At 70.1% G+C, this 23,361-nt stretch carries 14 protein-coding genes; 4 read left to right on the forward strand and 10 right to left on the reverse strand.

Translation table 11 applies throughout. The annotated features are described in order from the left end of the window. The 4 genes from QMO76_RS34875 to QMO76_RS34890 all read right to left on the reverse strand — a co-directional run. Positions 1–12,216, reverse strand: a 12,216-nt coding sequence (locus QMO76_RS34875; protein ID WP_306365647.1) for a non-ribosomal peptide synthetase, incomplete at its 3' end; no start/stop codon positions are given. Positions 12,217–12,505: 289 nt separating this feature from the next. Then, the gene (cobM, locus tag QMO76_RS34880) at positions 12,506–13,273 is read right to left on the reverse strand and encodes a precorrin-4 C(11)-methyltransferase (protein WP_306365648.1); all 768 of its coding nucleotides are present in this window, start codon (positions 13,271–13,273) and stop codon (positions 12,506–12,508) included. Positions 13,274–13,355: 82 nt separating this feature from the next. Continuing rightward, positions 13,356–14,084 (reverse strand): ABC transporter ATP-binding protein, encoded by a 729-nt coding sequence (locus QMO76_RS34885; protein WP_306365649.1) that lies wholly within the window; start codon positions 14,082–14,084, stop codon positions 13,356–13,358. A gap of 26 nt (positions 14,085–14,110) precedes the next feature. Continuing rightward, on the reverse strand, positions 14,111–15,160 hold the full coding sequence (locus tag QMO76_RS34890; protein WP_306365650.1) for an ABC transporter permease: 1,050 nt from the start codon (positions 15,158–15,160) through the stop codon (positions 14,111–14,113). 131 nt (positions 15,161–15,291) lie between these two features. Here QMO76_RS34890 and QMO76_RS34895 point away from each other — a divergent pair, with 131 nt between their 5' ends. Both QMO76_RS34895 and QMO76_RS34900 read left to right on the forward strand, forming a co-directional pair. Then, a complete protein-coding gene (locus tag QMO76_RS34895) occupies positions 15,292–16,449 on the forward strand; it encodes a sensor histidine kinase (RefSeq protein WP_306365651.1) in 1,158 nt (385 codons plus the stop codon). Beyond that, on the forward strand, positions 16,446–17,078 hold the full coding sequence (locus tag QMO76_RS34900) for a response regulator transcription factor (protein ID WP_306365652.1): 633 nt from the start codon (positions 16,446–16,448) through the stop codon (positions 17,076–17,078). The genes QMO76_RS34895 and QMO76_RS34900 overlap by 4 nt, the downstream gene beginning before the upstream one ends. On the opposite strand, the gene QMO76_RS34905 is transcribed toward QMO76_RS34900, so the two are convergent. The 3 genes from QMO76_RS34905 to QMO76_RS34915 form a co-directional block, all read right to left on the reverse strand. Further along, a complete protein-coding gene (locus QMO76_RS34905; protein WP_306365653.1) occupies positions 17,079–17,459 on the reverse strand; it encodes a hypothetical protein in 381 nt (126 codons plus the stop codon). A gap of 87 nt (positions 17,460–17,546) precedes the next feature. Further along, positions 17,547–18,011: a DUF3291 domain-containing protein gene (locus QMO76_RS34910; RefSeq protein ID WP_306365654.1), complete on the reverse strand. Its 465-nt coding sequence runs from the start codon at positions 18,009–18,011 to the stop codon at positions 17,547–17,549. A gap of 32 nt (positions 18,012–18,043) precedes the next feature. Further along, positions 18,044–18,697 (reverse strand): metalloregulator ArsR/SmtB family transcription factor, encoded by a 654-nt coding sequence (locus QMO76_RS34915; protein ID WP_306365655.1) that lies wholly within the window; start codon positions 18,695–18,697, stop codon positions 18,044–18,046. A 100-nt stretch (positions 18,698–18,797) separates the two neighbouring features. Between QMO76_RS34915 and QMO76_RS34920 the strand changes: the two genes are divergently transcribed. After that, positions 18,798–19,223, forward strand: coding sequence for a PPOX class F420-dependent oxidoreductase (locus QMO76_RS34920; RefSeq protein ID WP_306365656.1), 426 nt, complete (start codon positions 18,798–18,800; stop codon positions 19,221–19,223). A 58-nt stretch (positions 19,224–19,281) separates the two neighbouring features. Here the strand turns inward: QMO76_RS34920 and QMO76_RS34925 are convergent, their stop codons facing one another. The 3 genes from QMO76_RS34925 to QMO76_RS34935 form a co-directional block, all read right to left on the reverse strand. Next, the gene (locus tag QMO76_RS34925; RefSeq protein WP_306365657.1) at positions 19,282–20,148 is read right to left on the reverse strand and encodes an endonuclease domain-containing protein; all 867 of its coding nucleotides are present in this window, start codon (positions 20,146–20,148) and stop codon (positions 19,282–19,284) included. A 111-nt stretch (positions 20,149–20,259) separates the two neighbouring features. Further along, entirely contained in the window at positions 20,260–20,865 is a 606-nt protein-coding gene (locus tag QMO76_RS34930) for a peptidylprolyl isomerase (RefSeq protein WP_306365658.1), read from the reverse strand. A 178-nt stretch (positions 20,866–21,043) separates the two neighbouring features. Beyond that, positions 21,044–22,006, reverse strand: a complete 963-nt coding sequence (locus tag QMO76_RS34935) for a YafY family protein (RefSeq protein ID WP_306365659.1) — start codon at positions 22,004–22,006, stop codon at positions 21,044–21,046. Positions 22,007–22,097: 91 nt separating this feature from the next. Here QMO76_RS34935 and QMO76_RS34940 point away from each other — a divergent pair, with 91 nt between their 5' ends. After that, positions 22,098–23,234: an epoxide hydrolase family protein gene (locus QMO76_RS34940; RefSeq protein WP_306365660.1), complete on the forward strand. Its 1,137-nt coding sequence runs from the start codon at positions 22,098–22,100 to the stop codon at positions 23,232–23,234. Positions 23,235–23,361 lie beyond the last annotated feature (127 nt).

A 23,361-nucleotide genomic window follows, 5' to 3' on the forward strand; every position in this document is an offset into this window, starting at 1 on the left:
AGTGGACGGCGTCTTCTGCAACACCACGTCGTAGGCGGCCAGCCCGTACTGGGCGTGCATCCACACCAGGCGGTTGACGATGGCGGCGTGCGAGACGGCGACGCCCTTGGGGCGGCCGGTCGAGCCGGACGTGAAGATGACGTAGGCGGTATTGCCGGGGCGCAGCGGGGCGCGCCGGTCGGCATCGGTCACCGGACCGTCGGCGAAGCCGGAGAGATCGAGCTCATCGATGCTGTATGTTTTTGCCCTTCGCTGCGCTCCGGGCGGGTTCGCGGCGCTGGAAGTCCCGGTTCTTCCCTCCTCCGCTCCTCCGCTTCGCTCCCCCGCTCCGTCAGTCCAGAACCGGGACGCGCCGCGAACCGACGGGGGGTTGCCGTCGGGGGTGGCGGGGTCGCCGTCGGGGGCGTCGGGGGTGGGGATGTCGGATGTGGTGAGAACGCATACGGGCTGGGCGGTTTCGAGGATGTACTCGGTGCGTTCGGCCGGGTGGTCCGGGTCCAGCGGGACGTACGCGCCACCGGCGAGGGTGACGGCGTACATGCCGACCAGCAGGTCCAGGGAGCGGCGCATGCCCAGGGCCACATGAGTTTCCGGGCCGACGCCCTCGGCGATCAGGAAGCGGGCGAGCTTCCTGGCCCGTGCGGCGAACTCGTCGTAGGACAGAGTTGTCCCCTCGAACGAGACCGCGGGCGAGTCCGGGGTGCGCTCGACCTGGGCCTCGAACAGGGAGACCAGGGTGGCGGCGGCGCCTTCGGAGACCTCCGGCAGGGCGGCGGCCAGGTCGAAGCCGGTGGCGTTCCAGGAGTCGAGCACTCGGGTGCGCTCGGCGGCGCTGAGCAGTTCCAGATCGCCCACGCGCACGGTCGGGTCGGCGGCAACGGCCGACAGCACCCGCACGAACCGCTCGGCGAAGGTGTCGGCGTACGCGCCGTCGAAAAGGTCGGTGGCGTAGACGAGTTCGGCGTCCATGGCCGTGACGTCGGCGTCGGCGGCGACCTCGCTCAGCGTGAGCTGGAGGTCGAATTTGGCGGTCTGCTGGTCGATGTCCAGCTGTGCCACGGTGAGTCCGGGCAGTTCCAGGGTCGTGCGGCCGAGGTTCTGGAACGACAGCATGACCTGGAACAGCGGGTGCCGGGCCTGCGAGCGGGCCGGGTTGAGCACCTCGACCAGCCGCTCGAACGGCACGTCGGCGTGCGCGAAGGCTTGCAGGTCGCGCTCGCGGACCCGCGTCAGCAGTTCCGCGAAACTCTCCCCGGTGTCGACCTGCGAGCGCAGCACCAGGGTGTTGACGAACATGCCGACCAGATCGTCCAGGGCCTGCTCACCACGACCGGCCACCGGAATGCCTACGGCCACATCGTCACTGCCGCTCAGGCGCGACAGCAGGGCGGCGAAGGCGCTGTGCACCACCATGAACAGGGTGGTGCCGTGGGTCTGGGCGACCCGGTTGAGCGCGGTCACCAGCTCACCCGGCAGCTGGAAGCGGTGCGTCCCGGCCCGGTAGGAGGCGACGGCGGGCCGCGCCGCGGTGGACAGCCGCAGTTCGTCCGGCAGTCCGGCCAGGGTGTCGCGCCAGTAGTCGAGCTGCTCGGTGATGAGCGAGCGCGGGTCGTCCTCGGAGCCGAGGGTCTCGCGCTGCCACAGCGCGTAATCGGCGTACTGCACCGGCAGTTCGGCCCAGCCCGGGGCCTCGCCGTCGCTGCGCGCCACATATGCCGTGATGAGATCGCGCACCAGCGGATTCATCGAGAAACCGTCGGCGGCGATGTGATGGGCGACGAGCACCAGCACGTGGTCGTCGGCGGTCGCGTCAGGCCCGGAGGCGGCAGCCGAAGTCGATTCCAGCCAGCCGGCAGGGTGCCCGTCGAGGGCGGTGGTGGAAGACGGGCGGTCCGCGGCGGGGCCCGCGACCGCCGCATCGGATACTGCGGACAGCCGGTAGACGCGCAGGCGTAGCGGCGGCTCGGCGGTGACGTCGAAGCCCTGGGTCACGAATTCACCGATGGCACCGAGGAGTTCGGTCTCGGCAACGGCGACCACGTCCACCGCGGGGATGGCACGGGCGGCGGGCAGTACCTTCTGGTAGGCGACGCCGTCGGAGGACGGGTACACCGTCCGCAGCGATTCGTGGCGTGCCACCACGTCGGCGACCGCGCTGCGCAGCGCGTCCAGATCGACCGCGCCGGTCAGCCGGACGGCGGCCGGAATATTGTTGGCGGCCGAATCGGTGTCGAAGCGGTTGAGGAACCACATGCGCTGCTGTGCCAGCGACAGCGGCGGGTGCTCGGGGCGGGTGCGGGCGGTGAGGGCTTGGCGCACACCGGTTCCCGCATGCGACTCCACCCGCGCGGCCAGCGCCGCCACGGTCGGGGCCTCGAACAGCACGCGCACGCCGATCTCGGCGTTCAGCGCGGCGCTCAGCCGCGCGACGACCTGGGTGGCGACCAGCGAGTTGCCGCCCAGCTCGAAGAAGTCGTCGTCCACGCCGACCCGCGGCATGCCGAGCAGATCGGCGAAGATCTGCGCCACGATCTCCTCGATCGGCGTGGCGGGCGCGCGGAAGCGCTTGGCCTCGAACACCGGGGCGGGCAGCGCCTTGCGGTCCAGCTTGCCGGAGGCGTTCAACGGGAACTCGTCCAGCACCACCAGCGCCGCGGGCACCATGTAGGCCGGAAGCGACTGCGCCAGCGCGGCCTTCACCGCGTCCACGTCGACGGCGGCGTCGGTGTCGCGCACCACGTAGCCCACCAGCTGATCACCGGCGTGGGCGTCGGCGCGCACCACCACCACCGACTGGGCGACGCCCGGCTGCGCCAGCAGCGCGGCCTCGATCTCGCCGAGTTCGATGCGCAGACCGCGCAGCTTCACCTGGAAGTCGGTGCGGCCCAGGTACTCCAGCTCGCCGTCGGCGGTCCAGGTGACCAGGTCACCGGTCCGGTACATGCGCTCACCGCTGCCGAAGGGATTGGCCACGAAGCGGTCCGAGGACAGGTCCGGACGGCCGAGGTAGCCGCGGGCCAGCTGATCGCCCGCCAGATACAGCTCACCCGCGACACCCGGGGCGACCGGATGCAGGCGGGCGTCGAGCACGTAGACCTCGGTGTTCCACACCGGACGGCCGATCGGCACGGCGATCTCGTCGGCATCGGTGACCTCGTGATAGGTCACGTCGACCGCGGCCTCGGTGGGGCCGTAGAGGTTGTGCAACCGCGCGCCGGTCAGCTCGCGCAGCTTGTGTGCGGTCGGCGCGGGCAGCGCCTCGCCGGAGGCGAAGACCTGGCGGAGTCCGATTGCCCTCCGCTGCGCTCCGGGCGGGTTCGCGGCGCTGGAGGTCCCGGTAACCAACGGAGAGTCGCCGTCGGTGGCATCCAGCGCGGAGACGAACACCGAGAGCATCGACGGCACGAAGTGGACCGTGGTGACGCCCCGCTCGGCGATGAGCTGCGCCAGGTACACCGGATCGCGGTGACCGTCCGGCTTGGCGATCACCAGGCGCGCGCCGGTCTGCAAGGGCCAGAAGAACTCCCACACCGACACGTCGAAGGTGGCCGGGGTCTTCTGGAGAACCGCGTCGTCCGCGCCGATCGGGTACTCGCGCTGCATCCACAGCAGGCGGTTCACGATGGCGGCGTGCTCGACGGCCACGCCCTTGGGGCGACCGGTCGAACCCGAGGTGAAGATGACGTAGGCGGTGTGCTCCGGCCGCAGCGGCCGCGTCCGTTCGGCATCGGTGACCGGGGTGTCCGCGTAACCGTCCAGGCGCAGCGTATCCACCTCGAGCACCGGCACATTGCGGCCGGTCACGAAGTCGTCGCGGCCGGTGGTCAGGATGGCGGCCGGGCGCGCGGTGTCGAGCACGTAGTCGATGCGCTCGGCGGGCTGGTCCGGATCCAGCGGCACGTACGCGCCGCCGGCCTCCAGCACGGCGTACATGGCGACCAGCAGCTCCGTCGAGCGCCGGATGGCCAGCGCCACATGGGTTTCGGGGCCGACGCCGGTCGCGATGAGTTTGCGGGCCAGGCGATGCACCCGTCCGGCGAACTCGGAATACGTCAGCGTCACAAGGTGACTCGATGAGGGGTGGTCGTCGGGCGACGGATGGGCCAGCGACGTCCCCTCGAACTCCAGGGCGGTCGCGTCCGGGCTGGTCAGCACCTGCGCCTCGAACAGCGAGACCAGGGTCGGCGCAATGCCTTCCGGCAGCGCGGGCAGTACCGAGGCCAGGTCGAAGCCGGTGGCGTTCCACTCGGTCAGCGCCCGCCGCTTCTCCTCGGCGTCGAGCAGCTCGATATCGCCGATGGGCCGCCGCGGATCGGCCGTGACCGCGTCCAGGATGGTGTGCAGCCGCCGCGCGAAGGCGGCCACCGTCGGCTCGTCGAAAAGATCCAGGGCATAGGAGAATTCGGCCGACATGCCGGCGTGCTCCCCGTGCGCGTCCTGCGCCTCCTGCAATGTGAGCTGGAGGTCGAACTTCGCCAGCCCGGCGTCGTAGTCGATGCCGTTGACCCGCAGACCGGGCAGCTCCAGGCTGGTCTGACGGGTGTTCTGGAAGGTCAGCATGACCTGGAACAGCGGGTGCCGGGCCTGCGAGCGGGCCGGGTTGAGCACCTCGACCAGCCGCTCGAACGGCACGTCGGCGTGCGCGAACGCGTGCAGGTCGGTATCGCGGGCGGTGGCGAGCAGATCGGCGAAGCTGGCCTGCCCGTCCACCTCGGTGCGCAGCACCAGGGTGTTGACGAACATGCCGATGAGGTCGTCGAGCGCGGCCTCACCGCGACCGGCCACCGGGGTGCCGATGGCGATATCGCCGGTGCCGGACAGGCGCGCCAGCAGCACGGCCAGCGCGCTGTGCAGCACCATGAACAGCGACGCGTTGTGCTGGCGGCCCAGATCGACCAGCAGCTGCTGGGTTTCGGCGGAGATGACGAACGGGTAGGTGCCGCCGCGGTAGCTGGCCACCGCGGGCCGCTGCCGATCGGCGGGCAGCACCAGTTCGTCGGGCAGGCCGGCGAGCGCCCGGGTCCAGTACTGAATCTGCTTGGAGATCAGCGATTCCGGATCGTCCTCGGCACCCAGCACCTCGCGCTGCCACAGCGCGTAGTCGGCGTACTGCACCGGCAGTTCCGCCCAGGCCGGGGCCTCCCACGAGGTGCGGGCCGCGTAGGCCACCATGACATCGCGGGCCAGCGGGCCCATGGACCAGCCGTCGGCGGAGATGTGGTGCACGACCATGCCGAGCACGTACTCGGATTCGCTGATCTCGAAAAGCCGGGCGTGCAGCGGCACTTCGCTGGTGACGTCGAAGGCCATGGACGCCAGCTCGATGAGGTGCTCGACCAGATTGGACTCGGTGACCGGCACCGGGGTCAGGTCGGGCACGATCTGCGCGGCGTCCAGCACCCGCTGCACCGGGCCGTTGCCGGTCTCCGGGAAGACCGTGCGCAGCGATTCGTGCCGGTCGATGACGTCGATGACGGCGACCTGCAAGGCGGCCACGTCGAGTTCACCGGAGAGCCGGATGGCGACCGGGATGTTGTTGACCGCCGACGCGGTGTCGAAGCGGTTGAGGAACCACATGCGCTGCTGCGCCAGCGACAGCGGGATGTCGGCGGGCCGCTCCCGCGCCACCAGTGCCTTGCGTGCGCCGTCACCGGCGTGCGACTCCACCCGCGCCGCCAGCGCGGCGACGGTGCTGGCCTCGAACAGCATGCGCACCGGCACGCGGGTGTCGAGCGCGATGCCCAGGCGCGAGGCGACCTGGGTGGCGATGAGCGAATTGCCGCCCAGTTCGAAGAAGTCGTCGTCCACGCCGACGCGGGCGATGCCGAGCACCTCGCCGAAGATCTGCGCGACGATCTCCTCGATCGGCGTGGTGGGTGCGCGGAATTCGCGCACCTCGAACACCGGCGCGGGCAGCGCCTTGCGGTCCAGCTTGCCGGAGGCGTTGAGCGGGAAGGCGTCCAGCACCACGAACGCGCCCGGCACCATGTACGCGGGCAGGGTCCGGTGCAGCGCCGCCTTCACGCCGTCGAGGTCGATCGGTCCCTTGGCCACCACGTAGGCGACCAGCTGATCACCGGCGACGGTGTCGATGACCAGCACCACGGCCTGGTTGACCGACGGGTGCGCGAGCAGCGCGGTCTCGATCTCGCCGAGTTCGATGCGTTGGCCGCGGAACTTCACCTGGAAGTCGGTGCGGCCGATGTAGTCGATGACACCCGGCTCGTTCTGATTCCAGCGCACCAGGTCACCGGTGCGGTACAGGCGCGAACCCGGCTCCCCGAAGGGGTCGGCCACGAAGCGTTCCGCGGTCAGCTCCGGACGGCCGAAGTAGCCGCGCGCCACCTGGGCGCCGCCCAGATACAGCTCACCCGGCACGCCCGCGGGCACCGGCCGCAGACCCTCGTCGAGCACGTAGGTCTGCGCGTTCCACACCGGACGGCCGATCGGCACCGAGGTCGGGGTCGGCGCGGTGATGGGCGCGTAGGTGGCGTGGACGGTGAACTCGGTGGGGCCGTACAGGTTGTGCACGGCAGCGGTGGAGAAGCGCCGGAAGGCGGTGACGGTGGCGGGCGGCAGCGCCTCACCGGCGACCAGAACCGCACGCAGCGACAGGCATTCGGCCGCCGAGGCGCTGCCCGCGAACACGCTCAGCATGGACGGCACGAAGGAGGTCATGGTGACGCGGTGGCGGCCGATGACCTCGGACAGGTACATGGGGTCGCGATGCCCGTCGGGCGCGGCGATGACCAGCCGCGCACCGACGGCCACGGTGCCGAACAGCTCCCACACCGACACGTCGAAGGTGACCGGCGTCTTCTGCAGGATCACATCGGTGTCGTCCATGCCGTATTCGGCGGTGATCCAGGCGATCTGGTTCAGCACCGAGGCGTGCGAGACGGCCACGCCCTTGGGGCGGCCGGTCGAACCCGAGGTGTAGAGCACGTACGCGGTATTCGAACTCCGCAGCGGCGCACGCCGTTCGGTGTCGGTGACCGGGGCGTCGTCGAACTCGGCGAGGTCGAGGGTGTCCAGGCGCAGGACCTGGCAGTCCCGGGAGTCCACATCGTCGTCGGTGGTCGTCAGCAGGACCACCGGCCGCGAGCTGGCCAGCACGTACTCGGTGCGCTCGGCCGGGTGGTCCGGATCGATCGGCACGTAGCCGCCGCCCGCCGCGTGGGTGGCGTAGATGGCGACCAGCATGTCGACCGAGCGGCGAATACCCACCGCCACCAGGGATTCCGGGCCGACGCCCGCGGCGATGAGTTTGCGCGCCAAGCGGTTCACCCGCGCGGAGAACTCCGCGTAGCTCAGCTCGACGGCGGGACCGAACATGCCGCCGCTGCGCTCACCCGGATCGAAGATGAGCGCGGTGGCGTGCGGCCGCTGCCGCACCTGGCGCTCGAACAGATCCACCACGGTGACCGCTCGGTCCGACGCGGCGGCCACGGGACCCTCCGTGGTTGCGCGAGCCGCCTCCGCCAGGCCCAACGAGGCCGCCGTCGGCACCGCGTGCGCGGTGTCGTTCCAGGCGCGCAGCACGGTGGCGCGCTCATCGGCCTCGAGCACGTCGATATCGCGCACCACGATATCCGGTGCGGCGACGGCGGTTTCGAGGACACGCAGGTACCGGCGGCCGAAAGCGGCCACGGTCGCGGTGTCGAACAGATCGGTGGCATAGGACAGCACCACCGACAGGCCCGCGGGCTCACCGCGCAGCCCGCGCTGCTCGGTCATGGTCCACTGCAGGTCGAACTTGGCGATGTCGACCTCGAGCTCGTCCGCGGAGACGGTCAGGCTCGGCAGCTCCATGGTGCCGTGCGACATCTCCTGGAACGACAGCATGACCTGGAACAGCGGATGCCGCGCCTGCGAACGGGTCGGGTTGAGCACCTCCACCAGGCGCTCGAACGGCACATCGGTATTGGCGAAGGCCGCGAGATCGGTTTCCCGGGTGCGGGACAGGAAGTCGGTGAAGCTCTGTGAGCCGTCGACCTCCGAGCGCAACACCAGGGTGTTGACGAACATGCCGATGAGGTCGTCGAGCGCCTGCTCACCACGACCGGCCACCGGGGTGCCGATGGCGATGTCGGTGGTGCCCGACAGCCGCGCCAGCAGCACGGCCAGCGCGCTGTGCATCACCATGAACAGCGAAACACCCTGGGTGCGGGCCAGGTTCGTCAGCGCGGCATGCAGTTCGGGATCGATGTCGAAGGTGACCCGGCTGCCCCGGAAGGACTGCACCACCGGGCGGGGCCGATCGGCGGGCAGGTCGAGCTGATCGGGCAGGCCCGCCAGGGCGTCACGCCAGTAGGCGATCTGCTTGGCGGCCATGGACTCCGGATCGGATTCCGAGCCGAGCAGCTCGCGCTGCCAGATGCTGAAGTCCTGGTACTGCACCGGCAGCGGCGTCCACGCGGGCTGCTCCCCGGCCGTGCGCGCCAGGTAGGCGGCGGTCATATCGCGCGAGAGCGGACCGAACGAGAAACCGTCCGCGGCGATGTGGTGCACCACGAAGGCGACGGCCAGATCGGTGCCCGCGGCGGCGGAGGCGGCGAGGCTCGCAGCGGCGGAGGCGACGCGGAACACCCGCACCCGAATGGGCAGCTCCTGCGAGACGTCGAAGCCGACGGAGGCGAAATCCGCCAACGCCCTGGGCAGTTCGGCCTCGTCGATATCGTGGACCTCGATACCGAGATCCACCTGCGACATGGGCAACACCAGCTGGTAGCCGCCGTCCCCGGATTCGGGGAACAGGGTGCGCAGCGACTCCTGCCGCGCCACCACGTCGGTCAGCGCGAGCTGGAGCGCGTCGATGTCGACCTCGCCCTGCAACCGCACCACGAACGGCAGGTTGTAGGTGGGCACGGTGGGATCGAACTGGTTGAGGAACCACATGCGCTGCTGGGCCAGCGACAGCGGCACCCGCTCCGGGCGCGGCTGGGCGACCAGCGGCGGACGCGAAACATCCTCCGGCGCGGTGGTTTCCACCCGCGCGGCGATACCGGCGACGGTGGGTGTCTCGAACAGCGCGCGCACGCCGAGGCGCGCCCCGAAGGCGGCCGAGATGCGCGAGACGACCTGCGTGGCGACGAGCGAGTTGCCGCCCAGATCGAAGAAGTTGTCGTCCACGCCGACCCGTCCGTGACCGAGCACATCGGCGAAGATGCCCGCCACGATCTCCTCGGCCGCGGTGCGCGGCGCGCGGAATCCGGCCACATCGACGCTGAACACCGGCTCCGGCAGCGCCTTGCGGTCCAGCTTGCCGGAAGTGTTGAGCGGGAAGGCGTCCAGCACCATGATCGACGCCGGAACCATGTAGCCGGGCAGCTTCTCGGCCACGAATCGAGTCAGCTCCGCGGGCTCCACGGACTGGCCCGGACCCGGCACCACATAGGCGACCAGCTGCTGGCCGGTGGCGGTGTCCATCACCAGCACCACGGCCTGCGACACCGACGGGTGGGCGAGCAGATCGGTCTCGATCTCGCCGAGCTCGATGCGCTGACCGCGGAACTTCACCTGGAAGTCGGTGCGGCCGATGTACTCCAGCACGCCGACGGCATCCGATGCGCCGCTCGCGACGGCATCCGATGCGCCGCTCGCGACGGCATCCGATGCGCCGCTCGCGACGGTGGCCCAGCGCACCAGGTCACCGGTGCGGTACATGCGCTCGCCACCGCCCGCGAACGGGTTGGCCACGAACCGGTCCGAGGTCAGATCCGGGCGGCCCTTGTAGCCGCGCGCCAGCTGGCGACCCGCCAGATACAGCTCACCCGCGGCCCCCACGGGGGCGGGGCGCAGCCGCGAATCCAGCACGTAGACTTCGACATTCCACTCGGGCACACCGATCGGCACCGTGACGGTGTCGGCGGCGGTGTTCTCCCAGTAGGTGACCGACACGGCCGCCTCGGTGGGGCCGTACAGGTTGTGCAGGCCCGCGTTCGTGATCCGCCGGAAGCCCGCGCCGGTCTCCGGCGGCAGCGCCTCACCGATGACGAAGACGTACTTCAGCGAGGCGCATTGCGCCGCGGAGGCGTGCGCCACGAACACCGTCAGCATGGACGGCACGAAGTCGGTGACCGTGACCCGGTGCCGCTCGATCATCTCCGCCACGTACACCGGATCGCGGTGCCCGTCCGGCGTCGCGACCACGAGTTTCGCGCCGACCAGCAGGGGCATGAAGTAGCCCCACAGCGACACGTCGAAGGTGGTGGCCGTCTTCTGCAGGTACACGTCGTCGGCCGTCATCGGATACTCGTGCAGCATCCACAGCTCTTGGTTGACGATGGCGTGGTGGGTCACCGCCACACCCTTCGGGCGGCCGGTGGAGCCCGAGGTGTAGATGACGTAGGCGGTGTTCGAGCTGCGCAGCGGCGCGAGGCGATCCGCGTCGGTGACCGGCGCGTCGGAGTAGACCGAGGTGTCGAGGGTGTCGAGTTCGACCCGGCGCACCGTCTGCGGAAGGTCGAGATCGTCACGGGCGGTGGTCAATACGCAGACCGGAGCCGCGGACTCGAGGATGTAGGCGGTGCGATCGGCCGGATGGTCCGGGTCGATCGGCACGTACGCGCCACCGGCCCGCAGCACCGCGTGCATGCCGACGACCAGCTCCGGCGACCGCCGCATCCCCAGCGCCACCAGCGATTCCGGGCCGACGCCGTCGGCGATGAGGAAGCGCGCCAGGCGGTTGACCCGCGCGCCGAACTCGGCGTAGGTCAGGGTCTCGCCCTCGAAGTCCAGCGCGATATTGTCCGGCGTCAGCGGAATCTGCGCGTCCAGCAGCGCGGGCAGCGTGGTGTCGGGAACCTCGTGGCCCGCGTCGTTCCACTCCACCAGCGTCTTGGTGCGTTCGGCGGCGGTGGTGACGGGCAGGGTCCACACCGCCTGCTCGGCATCGGCCGCCAGGAAGCGGTCGAAGAACTCGAGGAAGCGCGAATGATGGCCGCGCGCTTCGGCTTCGGTGTAGAGGTTCGGGTTGGTCTCGAAATCGATGTGATTCCGGGTGCCCTTGACCGACTGGTAGAAGTTGACGCCCAGATCCTCGATGGAACCGGTGGACAGCACGCTGTACTCGCCCACCACGTCGCCGAGCACGACCTCGTTGTGGAACAGCATGATGTTGACCCACGGCCCGAAGAACTCGCGGGTCACCACGCCGTCGCCCGCCGCGTCGCGGCGAATGTCCTCGTGGCGGTAGCGCTGGTGGCGCAGCGCGCCCGCGACCGCCACGGTCACCTGGCCGAGCAGGTCGGTGACGGTGGTGTCGTGGCCGACGTGCAGGCGCAGCGGCACGATATTGGAGGTCGCGCCGCCGGAGCGGCGCATGGCCGCGGTGGTGCGGGCGGTCACCGGCAGGCTGAGGATGACGTCCTCGGTGCCGGTCCACTGCGCGAGGTAGGTGGCGAACCCGGCGATGAGCAGGCCAGCGGGCGTGGTGTCGTAGCGGGCCGCGGCGGCGTCGAGCAGACTGCTCTTGTCATCGGACAGGGCGGCGCTGGCCACCCGGTTGAGCGGCGCGGGCGGCGCGGAGCGACCGGCCAGGCTGGAGCCCTCCTCCAGACCCGCCACCCGCTCGGCCCAGTACTCCTTGTCGCTGATGAAGCGCTTGGAGTCGCGGTAGGCGAATTCCTGCTCGACCAGGGTGCGCAGATCGGTGGCCTTGGACGGCGTCGGCTGCTCGCCGCGCACGTAGGCGGTGTAGATCTCGGCGACCCGTGTCATATAGGTCACGGCGCCGAGGCCGTCGAGCGCGATGTGATGGATGCGGGCGTACCAGAAGTAATGATCGTCACCCAGCCGCAGCATGGCCGTGCGGATGAGCCGGTCCTCGACGATGTTCAGCGGGCGGCTGTAGTCGGCGCGCATCCACGCCTGGGCGGCGGCCTCCGGATCGGCCTCGTCGCGCAGGTCTACCTGGTAGATGGTGCGGTCCAGCGTCGTGTCGACCATCTGCATGGGCTCGCCGTCGCGCTCGACGATGCGCAGGAAGCCCGAGCCGACCTCCAGCGAGCCGTCGACCATGGCCTGCTCGAGCAGTGGAATGTCCAGCTCACCGCGCAACTCGACGTACTGGGCGATATTGATCGGCACCTGGGGGTCCAGGTGCTGGGCGTACCAGATGCCGAGCTGCGCCGGAGACAGCGGAAAAAGCTCCCCCGAATCGGGCGTCACTTCCCCGCTAGCTTCGCCGTTGCCGCCGAAATCCAGCCGGTCCAACCCAAACCTCGCTTCCGGAACACCACAGCAGCGCTCCCCGCCGACACCCGGACAGGACGCGCGGCGGTGCCAGCGGCGTCCTGTTCGGGGTTCACTTCGATATCAATCAGACAAAAATGTTCACAAGGGCTATCCATCCCGCCGTGCGATCTCGTTACATGGGCACGACCACACTCGCGGGCCGGAAAACGGCCGTTTTCGGAACCTTGCTGCTGACCACCGAACCAATCTACCGCCCGGAGTGGCCACAGGACCAAGAAGGGTCATAGCCCTTAGCTATCAGGGCATTTCAACATTCGTGGGATGTAATATGATGCCGGTCCCGTCCCGGATCGTAGAGGTGCGACTGCGCGCAGGACACCGAATCGGCCAGCGCCCGCCCGACCAGAATCACCGCCGCCTGCCGCAGGCCCGCCCCCTCCACCCGGTCGGCGATATCGGCGAGCGTGCCCCGCAGTATCACCTGCTCGGGCTGACTGGCCCGGTACACCACCGCCACCGGACAGTCCGCCCCGTACTCGGGCACCAGCTCCTGCGCCAAGGACCGGATCCGGGTGATCGCCAGATGCAGCACCAGGGTGGCCCGCGTGCGCGCGAAGTTCCCCAGCGCCTCCGACTCCGGCATGACCGTCGACCGCGCCCGCGTCCGGGTCAACACCACGGACTGCACCAACTCCGGCACCGTCAGCTCGGTCCCCAGCAGCGCCGCCGCGGCGGCGTACGCGGGCACCCCCGGCGTCACGTCCCACGGAATGCCGAGCGCGTCGAGCCGCCGCGTCTGCTCGGCCAGCGCCGAATACAAGGACGGATCCCCCGAACACAACCGGGCCACATCCTTGCCCTCCCGGGTGGCCCGCGCACAGTGCGCCACGATCTGATCCAGATCCAAGCCCTGCGTATCGACCAGCTCGGCCCCCGGCGCGCAGTGCCCCAGCACCTCGGGATCCAGATACGTCCCGGCGTACAGCACCACCGGCGCGGCCGCCAGCACCCGCACCGCCCGAACCGTCAGCAGATCCGCCGCCCCCGGCCCCGCCCCGATAAAGTGCACCGTCACCCCCGCGAGTGTATGGAGTCGCGACGGGGAACCGTTGGCGGCGTCGGTCGAGAAGAGTCCGCCACCGGTTCCCCGTCGGTGATCAAGCCGCCAGGGGGGCGGGGCGGGTGGGGGTGAGGCGGCCGTCGAGCATGGTGTGGACGGTGGTCATGTGGTGCAGGTGGGTGGGGTCGTGGGTGACCAGGAGGGTGGCGGGGTGGTGGGTGTGGGCCACCTGGACGATGAGGTCGATGACGGCCGCGCCGCGTTCCTGGTCCAGGGCGCTGGTGGGCTCGTCGATGACAAGCAGCGCGGGGTCGTTCATGAGGGCGCGGGCGATGTTCACCCGCTGACGCTGGCCGCCGGAGAGTTGGGCGGGGCGCTTGTGGGCGTGGTCGGCGAGGCCGACGGCGGCGAGGAGATCGCGGGCGCGGGCGCGGGTGGCGCGGCGGCGGGCGGGCGAGACCAGCAGGCGCTGGCCCAGGTGGGCCATGGCCTCCAGCTGTTCCAGGGCGGTGAGCGCGGGGATGAGATTGGGCTGCTGGAAGACGATGCCGATCTGCTCGCGCCGCAGGGCGGCGGCCTCGCGGCGGTGCAGCCGGGCGAGGTCGATCGCACCGGATCCGGTGTCGAGTGCCACGCGGCCGGAGTCCGGGCGGATGAGCGTGGACACCACGGCCAGCAGGCTGGACTTGCCGGAGCCGGACGGTCCGGTGACGGCCGCGATCTCGCCGCCGCGCACGGACAGCGCGACCCGATCCAGCGCGGTGATGCGGTCGTCCCCGTCCGGGTAGGTGAGGGTCAGGTCGGTGACGGTGAGTGCGGTTGTCATCGAGAACTCCTGTGCGGCAGCCATTGTCAGCGGGCCTGGTTGAGTGCGGTGAGCGGATCGGTGGTGACGAGGAAGCGCAGGGCGAAGGCCGCGCCGAGCAGGCCGAGAACGATCAGCGCGACGGCGGGGACCAGGGTCGTGGACACACTGAGCACGAAAGGCAGTGCGTCGCCGAGGAACAGGCTCGCCAGCGCCGTGCCGCCGACCCCGAGCCCCACCCCGACGAGCAACACCACCAGCGCCTGCCCCAGCGCGTCCCGCACCAGCGAACCGGTCATCGCGCCAAGGGCTTTCAGCGTCGCGATATCCGCGGTCCGCTGAATCGTCCACACCGTGAAGAACGCGCCGATCACCAGTGCGGAGATGACGAAGAGCATGACCGTCATGAGGGTGAGCGAACCGTTCTCGGCCTCGTACGAACTCATCGCCGAGGGCGAATCCTCGGTGGAGGTGGTGATGGTGTGCGCGGCGGCGTCGGCGGCCGCGAGGTCGGAGACGCCCGACACCGCCAGAATGGTGGCCGCACCGGATCCGGGACTCACCGCCCGCCAGTCCGGCAGCGTCATCCACACCACCGGCGTATGCGCGTACCAGTCGTCAGCGGTCACGCCGCGAACGGTGAACGCGCCCGAACCGAGTTCGACCGTGTCTCCGGCGTTCGCGTGCAGCCGCTCGGCCGCCGCGCTGCTGAGCACCACCTCGCCCGACGCGGTAGCCACTCGATTGCCGAATGGCGTGCCGCCGACCCCGAACAATGCCACCTGGGTCGGCGGCGCCCCCGCCGCGCTGGCGCGGGTGCGGCTGATGCCGATCGGGTCCACCGTGCCGCCGGTGCGCTGCCACGCGTCCACCTGCTCGGCGGTCAGCGTCGAGGTGTCGAACGACGGCCCGCCCCCGGTGTCGGCGAACACCACGGTATCGGTCCGCAGCGACTGCACGGCGGAGATATTCTGGTGCGCCAGGCCGGAGGTGAGGCCGCTGAGGAAGCTCACGAGCAACGCCACCATGGCGACCACGAGGATGATGAGCAGAAAGCGGCCGCGGGCGGCGCGCAGATCTCGGAGCGCGACGAACATGCCTCCACCCTGTCGCCGATCCGGGTCCGGGCCATCGCGCCGCGGAATGAAACGCCGACCAGCGAACGGTGGGGCGACGTTTCCTACTTTCGATGGATGCCGCCCCGATAGCCGGGCATAAGCTGTCTGGCGTGCACCGATCGCCCCTTACCCCCGTCTTCGCCGCCCTCCAGCTCGGCCTGCACGCCCTGGTGGTGACGCTGACGGTGTTCGTGGCGGCACGCAATCTGGTGTCGAACTCCCACCCCGCCGCGGTGCTGGTGATCGCGGGGGCGTTCCTGGGCGTCTACTTCGCGGGGGCGCTGTTCAAGAGCCGTCCGACGGCGGCGCGGGTCTGGCTGCTGGTGCTCACGGCGCTCTGGCTCGGCCTGGTCATGCTCGCCCCGGACGCGGTGTACCTGGTCTTCGGCCTGTTCTTCCTCTACCTGCACCTGCTGCCGCGCTACTGGGGGCTGCTGGCGGTGGTGGCGACCACCGCGCTGTCGGTGTTCGGATTCGCCATGCACCGGGGCTGGTCGGTGGGCGCGGTGGTCGGCCCGATCCTGGGTGCGGTGGTGGCGGTGGCCATCGGGCTCGGGTACTCGGCGCTGTATCGCGAGGCCGCCGACCGTCAGCGTCTCATCGACGAATTGCTCGCCACCCGTGAGACTCTCGCCGAGCGCGAACGCACCGCGGGCAAAATCGCCGAGCGCGAGCGTCTGGCCCAGGAGATCCACGACACGGTGGCCCAGGGCCTCAGCAGTATTCAGCTGCTGCTGCACGCCGCCGAACGAGCTGCCCCCGATCACCCGGCGCTGCAACAGATTCGGCTGGCACGCGAGACCGCCGCCGACAGCCTGGTCGAAACCCGCCAGCTCATCGCCGAACTCACGCCCGCGGCGCTGGAGGGGCAGTCGCTGACGCAGGCGCTGGAACGCATCGCCCAGCGCGCGGCCACGCCGGGCCTGGAGACCGAGATGCTGGTCGAGGGCACCCCGCACGGGCTGCCCATGCCGATGGAGGCCGCGCTGGTGCGCATCGCCCAGGGCGCGGTCTCGAATGTGGTGCGGCACGCGGAAGCCGAACGGATGCGCATCACCCTGACCTACGCCGACGACGCCGTGCACCTGGATGTGGTGGACGACGGGGTCGGGATTCCCGCGACCGTGCTGGCCCACCCGCCCTCCGGCACTTTCGGTCTCACCGCCATGCGCAGCCGGGTGGAGCAGCAGGGCGGCACCATGGAGGTGGAATCCGAACCCGGCCACACCGCCGTCACCATCGCCTTCCCCCTGGAGGATCGGCAATGATCAGGATCCTGCTGGCCGACGACCACGCCATCGTCCGGGCGGGTCTGCGCGCCCTGCTGGGTTCCGGTGCGGCGCAGGCCGATTACGACATCGAGGTGGTCGGCGAGGTGACGACGGCGGATGAGGCGGTCGCCTTCTGCGCCACCACCCCGGTGGACCTGGTGCTGATGGATCTGCGCTTCGGTCCCGGCAAGTCGGGTGCCGACGCCACTGCGGCGGTGCGCGCCCTGCCCGATCCGCCGAATGTGCTGGTGGTGACCAACTACGACACCGACGCCGATATCCTCGGCGCGATCGAGGCGGGGGCGGTCGGCTACATCCTGAAGGACACGCCGCCGTCCGAACTGCTGGCCGCGGTGCAGTCGGCCGCCGCGGGCGAGAGCGTGCTGTCGCCGTCGGTCGCCTCGAAGCTCATGACCCGCGTCCGCAAACCCGATACCACGTTGAGCCCCAGGGAGATCGAGGTGCTGCGCCTGGTCGCCGACGGCCTGTCCAACCGTGACATCGGACGGCGGCTGTTCCTCAGCGAGACCACCGTCAAATCCCACCTGGTGCACATCTACGCCAAGCTCGGGGTGAAGTCGCGCACCTCGGCGGTGGCGCGGGCGCGCGAGCACGGCGCGATCTGATCACCGGGTGAGCCGCTGGGTTCCGGTGACCCGCAACAGCTCCAGCGTCGTGGCCTCGGGCGTGCCCGGCGCGGCCGAGTACACCACCACCGTCTGATCGGCATCCGGAACCTCGAGGGCATCGCAGTCGAGGGTCAGGCGGCCCAGTTCGGGATGCTCGATGGTCTTGGTGGAGGCCCGGATCTGGCCGGAATGCGGTTCGGCCTGCGCACCGCGCAGACAGCCGACGCACTGCGCCGCCGAGGCCGCCGCCGCACTCTCGGGCACCAACCTCACCCGCCCGGTATCCACGCCGAGAAAACGCTGCCAGATGATATCGCGCTGCGGACCGGGCCAGGTCGAGAAGTCGCCGAGCAACACCACCGCTTCGGCCTTCCACATCGCCCCTGCGTCGCGTCGCGAAGCCGTGTATTCGGCGGGTTGCCGTGTTCGCCGTCGACGCCCTGCGGCGCTGGGTGGCGTGACGGTTCACGCCGGCGTCTGGGCGTCCACGGCGGAGTAGTTCTCCCGCAGCGAGAAGGCCCGGGGTGACGGACCGTTGGAGCGCAGCATCGTCAGGCGTTCGACGGCTTCCTCGAGGGTCGGGGTGTGGCCGGCCGGGATCCACCACAGCACGATCATGTCTTGGCGCGGGCGCTTGAACCAGTCGCCGCGCCGGCGCAGGAATTCCAGGTGACCGCTGCGGTAGACGTAGTCCCACAACGCCTCTCGACTCTCCCAGACCGACAGGTTGATGATCACGTCGTCGCCGAACGGCCGCATGGTGGTGGCGTCCTTGCCGGAATCGTCCACGAGTCGCCAGACGAAGCCGGGTGAACTCTCGGCGAGTGCGTTGATGGGCTCGAGATTCGAGGTGAAGTCCACCATGCGCGGATCGTCGAGGGGGTACTCGAGGATGGCCAGGTTGAGCTGGGCGAGGTGATGGCCGGTCATGGGCTCACCTCACCACGGCCCCCGCTTCTATGTCAATTCTCATTTGTTTTAGAAGCCTCGACCGCGACGCAGCACAGGCCCGGTCGCGGGTCGATGCGCACCCGAACCCGGTCGGAGTCGCCCAGGCAGCCCTCGAGCAGGGCGAGATTCATACCGCAGACCAGCGGCGGATACGCCTCCGCCAGGGCGTGAAAGGGGCAGTTGCGCATGCGCAGCACACCGTCCGCGTCGAACGGCTCGTATCCCCGGGCGGCCAGGACCGCCGCGGCCGTCTCGAGATCGCGCACCGGCTCGCGATCGCCCCGCAGCGCCGCACCCCGCCTGCGGGCCGCCGCCGCCAGTTCGACGTCGAGCCGCGCCTCCTCGGCCACCTGCGCCAGCAGGTCCGCGGCGGTCCGATAGTCACGCGGCGGCAAGGAGATCTGACGCTCCGTCGTCGTCCGCCGGTAGAGCTTCGCCGGTCGCCCCGCGCCCGGCCCTGACCGCCCGGACAGTCGCCGACTCTCTGTTTCCAGCAGTCCGGCCGCCACCATCCTGTCGAGATGATGTGCGGCCAAGGGGCGTTGTATCCCGACCGCTTCCGCGGCCTCGTTGCGGCTCACCGGCTCGCCGCGACCGGCCACGTACTCGTAGAGCCGCCGCCGAACGGGATCCTGCAATACGCCGATGGCGCCGATGTCCTCCACGCGGCCATTCTAAGAACAATCGGAATCTGCTATAGAACGCGGAGGCGTGTCCCGCGTCCGATTGGCGTGGATCGTCCGGCGTCATCCGTACCGTGGGGCCATGGCTTCCCTCTCCGACCCCGAAGTGCGCGACTTCCTCTCGGCGGGTACCCGCACCGGCAAGCTGGCCTTCACCGCCTCCGACGGGCGTCCCGTGGTGACGCCGATCTGGTTCATCGTCGAGGGCGACGAACTGGTCTTCAACACCGGCAAGACCTCCGCCAAGGGCAAGGCCCTCGCCCGCGACAACCGCCTCGCGCTCTGCGTCGACCTGGAGGAGCCGCCCTTCGGCTTCGTGCAGGTGCAAGGTGAGGCCACCACGTCCGAGGACCTCGGCGAACTCGTACGCACCGCCACCGCCATCGGCGGCCGCTACATGGGACGAGACCGCGCCGACGAGTTCGGCAAACGCAACGGCGTCCCCGGCGAACTGGTGGTCCGCCTTCGCCCCACCAAGGTCATCGCCGCCTTCGACCTGTCGGACTGACCGACGGGGAATTGGTGGCGTCGCCCTCTCGACCGATGCCGCCACCAGTTCCCCATGATCATGAGAACCCGTGGGCGCGGAGGGCGGCGTGGACGCGGTCGAGGATGGTGTGGGGGCGGCGGTGCAGGAGGGTGGCGTTTACTCGGATGATGCGCCAGCCGAGGGATTCCAGGGTGGCTGTGCGGTCGATGTCCTTGGTGCGTTGGGCGGGGTCGGTCCAGTGTTGGACACCGTCGTATTCGACGCCGATGCGCCATTGTCTCCAGCCCATATCCAGGCGGGCCACGAAGGTGCCGTAGTGGTCGCGGACCACGAGTTGGGTGGTCGGGGCCGGTAGGCCGCCGTCGATGAGCAGCAGCCGGGTGAGCGATTCGGGCGGCGACTCCGCTCCGCCGTCCACCAACGGGAGCAGGTCCGCCAGACGGCGCACGCCCCGCACCCCCGGATGGCATCGCACCACCGCGGCGATCTCGCTCGGCGCCAGTCCCGTTGCGGCGCAGAGGGCGTCCACGATCGGCAGTGCCTGCTCCCGAGGCAGACGGCGCCCGATATCGAAGGCGGTGCGGGCGGGAGTGGTCACCCGGAATCCGTCGATCTCACAACACTCGTGCGCCGCCAACGTTGTCCTGGTGACGTGGATCCCCGGCGGCGGCTTGGCATGCTCCGGTCGCGCCAGCTCGGCGGGCCGCGTCGGCTCCAACCAACGCGTCCCGTGCAGAGCGGCAGCCGAACAGCCCATGACCACCGCACTGCCCTTGGCCCAATGTGCCGCCGCCCGAGCGACCCCGGCGGCGTCGAGCACCACGCCGCGCCGCAGGTACACATCCGGAAACACGCGCACGAAGTCGTGCCGTAACTCCCACCGCGTCACCACTCCCGCCGCCCGCGCCCACGCCCCCGGAAACGGCCCCTCCAACACCCCCATACCCCTCCCCCACCCCGCGCCACTCCCCTGTGGATAACTCCGCGACAGGGAACTGGTGGCGGCGCCCTCTCGGCCGATGCCGCCACCGGTTCCCCGTGATCGACTGTCAGGTCAGAGCTGGCCGCAGTCGGCGATGCGGACGGGGGCGGTGGTGGCGCCGGAGTCGGTGCCGACGCGGGCTATCGCGTCGAGGAGGGGCAGGCCCTCGGTGACCTGGCCGAAGACCACGTGGCGGGCGTCCAGCCAGGGGGTTTCGGCGAAGGTGATGAAGAACTGGGAGCCGTTGGTGCCGGGGCCGGAATTGGCCATGGACAGGACGCCCGGGCCGGTGTGGGTGCGGGTGAAGTTCTCGTCGGCGAACTTGCCGCCGTAGATGCTCTCGCCGCCGGTGCCGTCACCGGCGGTGAAATCGCCGCCCTGGGCCATGAATCCGGGGATCACCCGGTGGAAGGCGCAGCCCTTGTAGTGCAGCGCCGCGCCACCGGGGCTGGTGCCCTTCTCCCCCGTGCACAGCGCCCGGAAGTTCTCGGCGGTGCGCGGCACCGCGTCCGCGAACAGTTCCATGACAAGCCGTCCGACCGGCTGCTCACCAATGGTGATGTCGAAGAACACGGCGGGATTGTGGCCGTGTGCGGCGGCGGTTCGAGTGCCGAACGCGACGGCCCCCACGGCGACGGCGGCGGATACGAGAGCGGACCTGCGAGACAGCGGAGTCATCGACCTTCTTCCTGTTCGGATCGGACGGCAGCATGCCATATGGCGCGCACGACCGGGGCGCGAACCACGAAGGCGTTCCGATTCCCGCACCGGCGGTCTCCCGGCGCATCCGGAGCCAGCGCGATCCTGCGTCCGCCGAAGACGCGGTCGGCAAACCGGTGGACCGACGGCGTCCGATTCAGGAGGGCAGGGCGCGGTCGATGCGGGACCGCACGGCGCGGAGTTCGGCCGCCAACTCGGGGGGATCGTGGAGTTCGAAGTCGACGCCGAGGTCCAGCAGGCGGTGGGCCAGCCATTCCGGGGAGTCGTCGCGGTGGGCGTCGAGGCGGCAGCTGCGGTCGTCGAGCGCGACGATGTCACCGGGCAGGTCGCCCAGTCGACCGGTGACGCGGTGGGCGGGGGCGTGGATGGTGGCGCGGACATGGAGTGTCGGTGTGCCCCAGTCGGTTCGCTCGCCCGCCACGTAGGCGGCGGGGCTGTCCGCCGGCAGCGGGCGGGGAGTGAAGCGGGCGGCGGTGGGATGCGGCCGGGTGACGCGGTCGACGCGGAAGGAGCGCCAGGCGTCCCGGTCGAGGTCGTAGCCGACCAGGTACCAGCGGTGGCGGGCGGAGACGAGCCCGACGGGTTCGGCGTGGCGGCGGGTTTCGGTTCCGGCGGCCGAGCGGTAGGCGAAGCGGACGCGTTCGCGGTTGGTGACGGCGGCGGCCAGGGCGGTGAGGATCTCCGGATCCACCGGCGTGCGTCCGGAAGCCGGTGTGGCGGTGGCGGTGGCCAGGACGCGGACGCGGCGGCGCAGTGCGGCGGGGAGCACCTGTTCGAGCTTGGTCAGCGCGCGAACGGACGCCTCCTCGATGCCCGCGACCGCAGCGCCCGCGGCCGAGCGCAGACCGACGGCGATGGCGACCGCTTCCTCGTCGTCCAGCAGCAGCGGCGGCAGGGCCGCGCCCGCGACCAGGCGGTATCCCCCGGCCGCGCCCAGGGTGGCCTCGACGGGGTAGCCGAGCTCGCGCAGGCGCTCGATATCGCGGCGCACCGTCCGGTCGGTGACGCCGAGTCGTTCGGCCAGTTCGCTCCCCGGCCAGTCACGGGGAGTCTGTAGGAGCGAGAGCAGCCGCAGCAGTCGCGCCGGTGTGTCCGTCATATTTTCATTGTGCCGCTGATCTAGGACCGAAATAGTCCTATATGGCCCATAGCGTGGTGGTCACATCGCCCGAACGACACAGGAGCCGGCAATGACCGACGAGATCCGCCCCTTCCGCATCGCCATTCCACAGGCCGATATCGACGACCTGAACCAGCGGCTCGCCCGCGCCCGCTGGTCCGCGCCGCTGCCGGGACGGGACTGGGACAAGGGCGTGCCGGTCTCCTACCTGAAGGAGCTGGCCGCGTACTGGCGCACCGAGTTCGACTGGCGCGCACAGGAAGCCGCGCTCAATGAATTCCCGCAGTTCATCACCGAAATCGACGGCCTGGACGTGCACTTCCTGCACGTGCGCTCACCCGAACCGGACGCGCTGCCGCTCATCCTGACCCACGGCTGGCCGAACACCTTCGTGGAGTTCACCAAATCCATCGGCATGCTGACCGATCCGCAGCGTCACGGTGGCGATCCGGCCCAGGCGTTCCATGTGGTGATCCCGTCGGTCCCCGGCTTCGCCTTCTCCGACGCGCCCCGGGAACTCGGCATGTCACCCCGCGAGGTGGCCGAGATGTGGGTCGCGCTCATGGACCGGCTCGGCTACGACCGCTACGGCGTCCAAGGCGGCGATCTGGGCGTGTACGTGGTGCAGGAGATGGCCATCGCCGCACCGGATCACGTGGTCGGCGTGCACATCGACGGCGGTGTCGGCATGCCCACCGAAGCGGATGTGCCGACCATGAACGCCGAGGAACGCGCCGAGTGGGACATGATGCAGAAGTGGATGACGGGTGTGGACCACCACGTCCTGCTGCACGACGCCCCGGAGACCTTCGCCGCGGCGTGGACGGATTCCCCGGTCGGGCTGATGGCGTGGCTGGTGCACAAGTTCGCCGAATTCGCGCCGCTGGCCGACCATCTCGAGGAGGCCGTCGAACGCGATCACCTGCTCACCGATATCAGCCTGTACTGGTTCACGAATACCGCCGCCACCTCCAGCTGGCCCATGTACAACGGCCTCGGTGACGACGGCTTCGCGTGGCCGAAGGGCCAGCGGTCGGTGCCGATGGGCGTCTACGGCGGCGGCTCGGCCCTCATGCGCCGACTCGCCGAACGGGACAACCTCATCACGCACTGGCCCGAGGGCAATACCGGCAACCACTTCGTGGCCATGGAACTGCCCGAGATGCACACCGCCGACATCCGCGCCTTCTTCGCGAAGGTGCGCTGAGCGGAGGTGGGCTCAGGACCCGGCGGGCCGCTGCGCGGCGTACCAGTCCAGCAGCTCCGGGGCGTCGATCGCGGTGGGTGAGACCACGCGTGACACGTCGGCTCCCTGGAGCAGTTTCTTCAGTGGC

Source organism: Nocardia sp. CC227C, assembly GCF_030767025.1.
In the GTDB taxonomy this organism is placed as follows: Bacteria; Actinomycetota; Actinomycetes; order Mycobacteriales; family Mycobacteriaceae; genus Nocardia.

Coding starts and splice junctions, on each gene's coding strand:
- QMO76_RS34905 (WP_306365653.1), bottom strand. CDS start 17,459: ATGTGGAAGGCCGAAGCGGTGGTGTTGCTCGGCGACTTCTCGACCTGG.
- QMO76_RS34920 (WP_306365656.1), top strand. CDS start 18,798: ATGGCTTCCCTCTCCGACCCCGAAGTGCGCGACTTCCTCTCGGCGGGT.
- QMO76_RS34885 (WP_306365649.1), bottom strand. CDS start 14,084: ATGACAACCGCACTCACCGTCACCGACCTGACCCTCACCTACCCGGAC.
- QMO76_RS34910 (WP_306365654.1), bottom strand. CDS start 18,011: ATGACCGGCCATCACCTCGCCCAGCTCAACCTGGCCATCCTCGAGTAC.
- QMO76_RS34900 (WP_306365652.1), top strand. CDS start 16,446: ATGATCAGGATCCTGCTGGCCGACGACCACGCCATCGTCCGGGCGGGT.
- QMO76_RS34935 (WP_306365659.1), bottom strand. CDS start 22,006: ATGACGGACACACCGGCGCGACTGCTGCGGCTGCTCTCGCTCCTACAG.
- QMO76_RS34930 (WP_306365658.1), bottom strand. CDS start 20,865: ATGACTCCGCTGTCTCGCAGGTCCGCTCTCGTATCCGCCGCCGTCGCC.
- QMO76_RS34925 (WP_306365657.1), bottom strand. CDS start 20,148: ATGGGGGTGTTGGAGGGGCCGTTTCCGGGGGCGTGGGCGCGGGCGGCG.
- QMO76_RS34940 (WP_306365660.1), top strand. CDS start 22,098: ATGACCGACGAGATCCGCCCCTTCCGCATCGCCATTCCACAGGCCGAT.
- QMO76_RS34890 (WP_306365650.1), bottom strand. CDS start 15,160: ATGTTCGTCGCGCTCCGAGATCTGCGCGCCGCCCGCGGCCGCTTTCTG.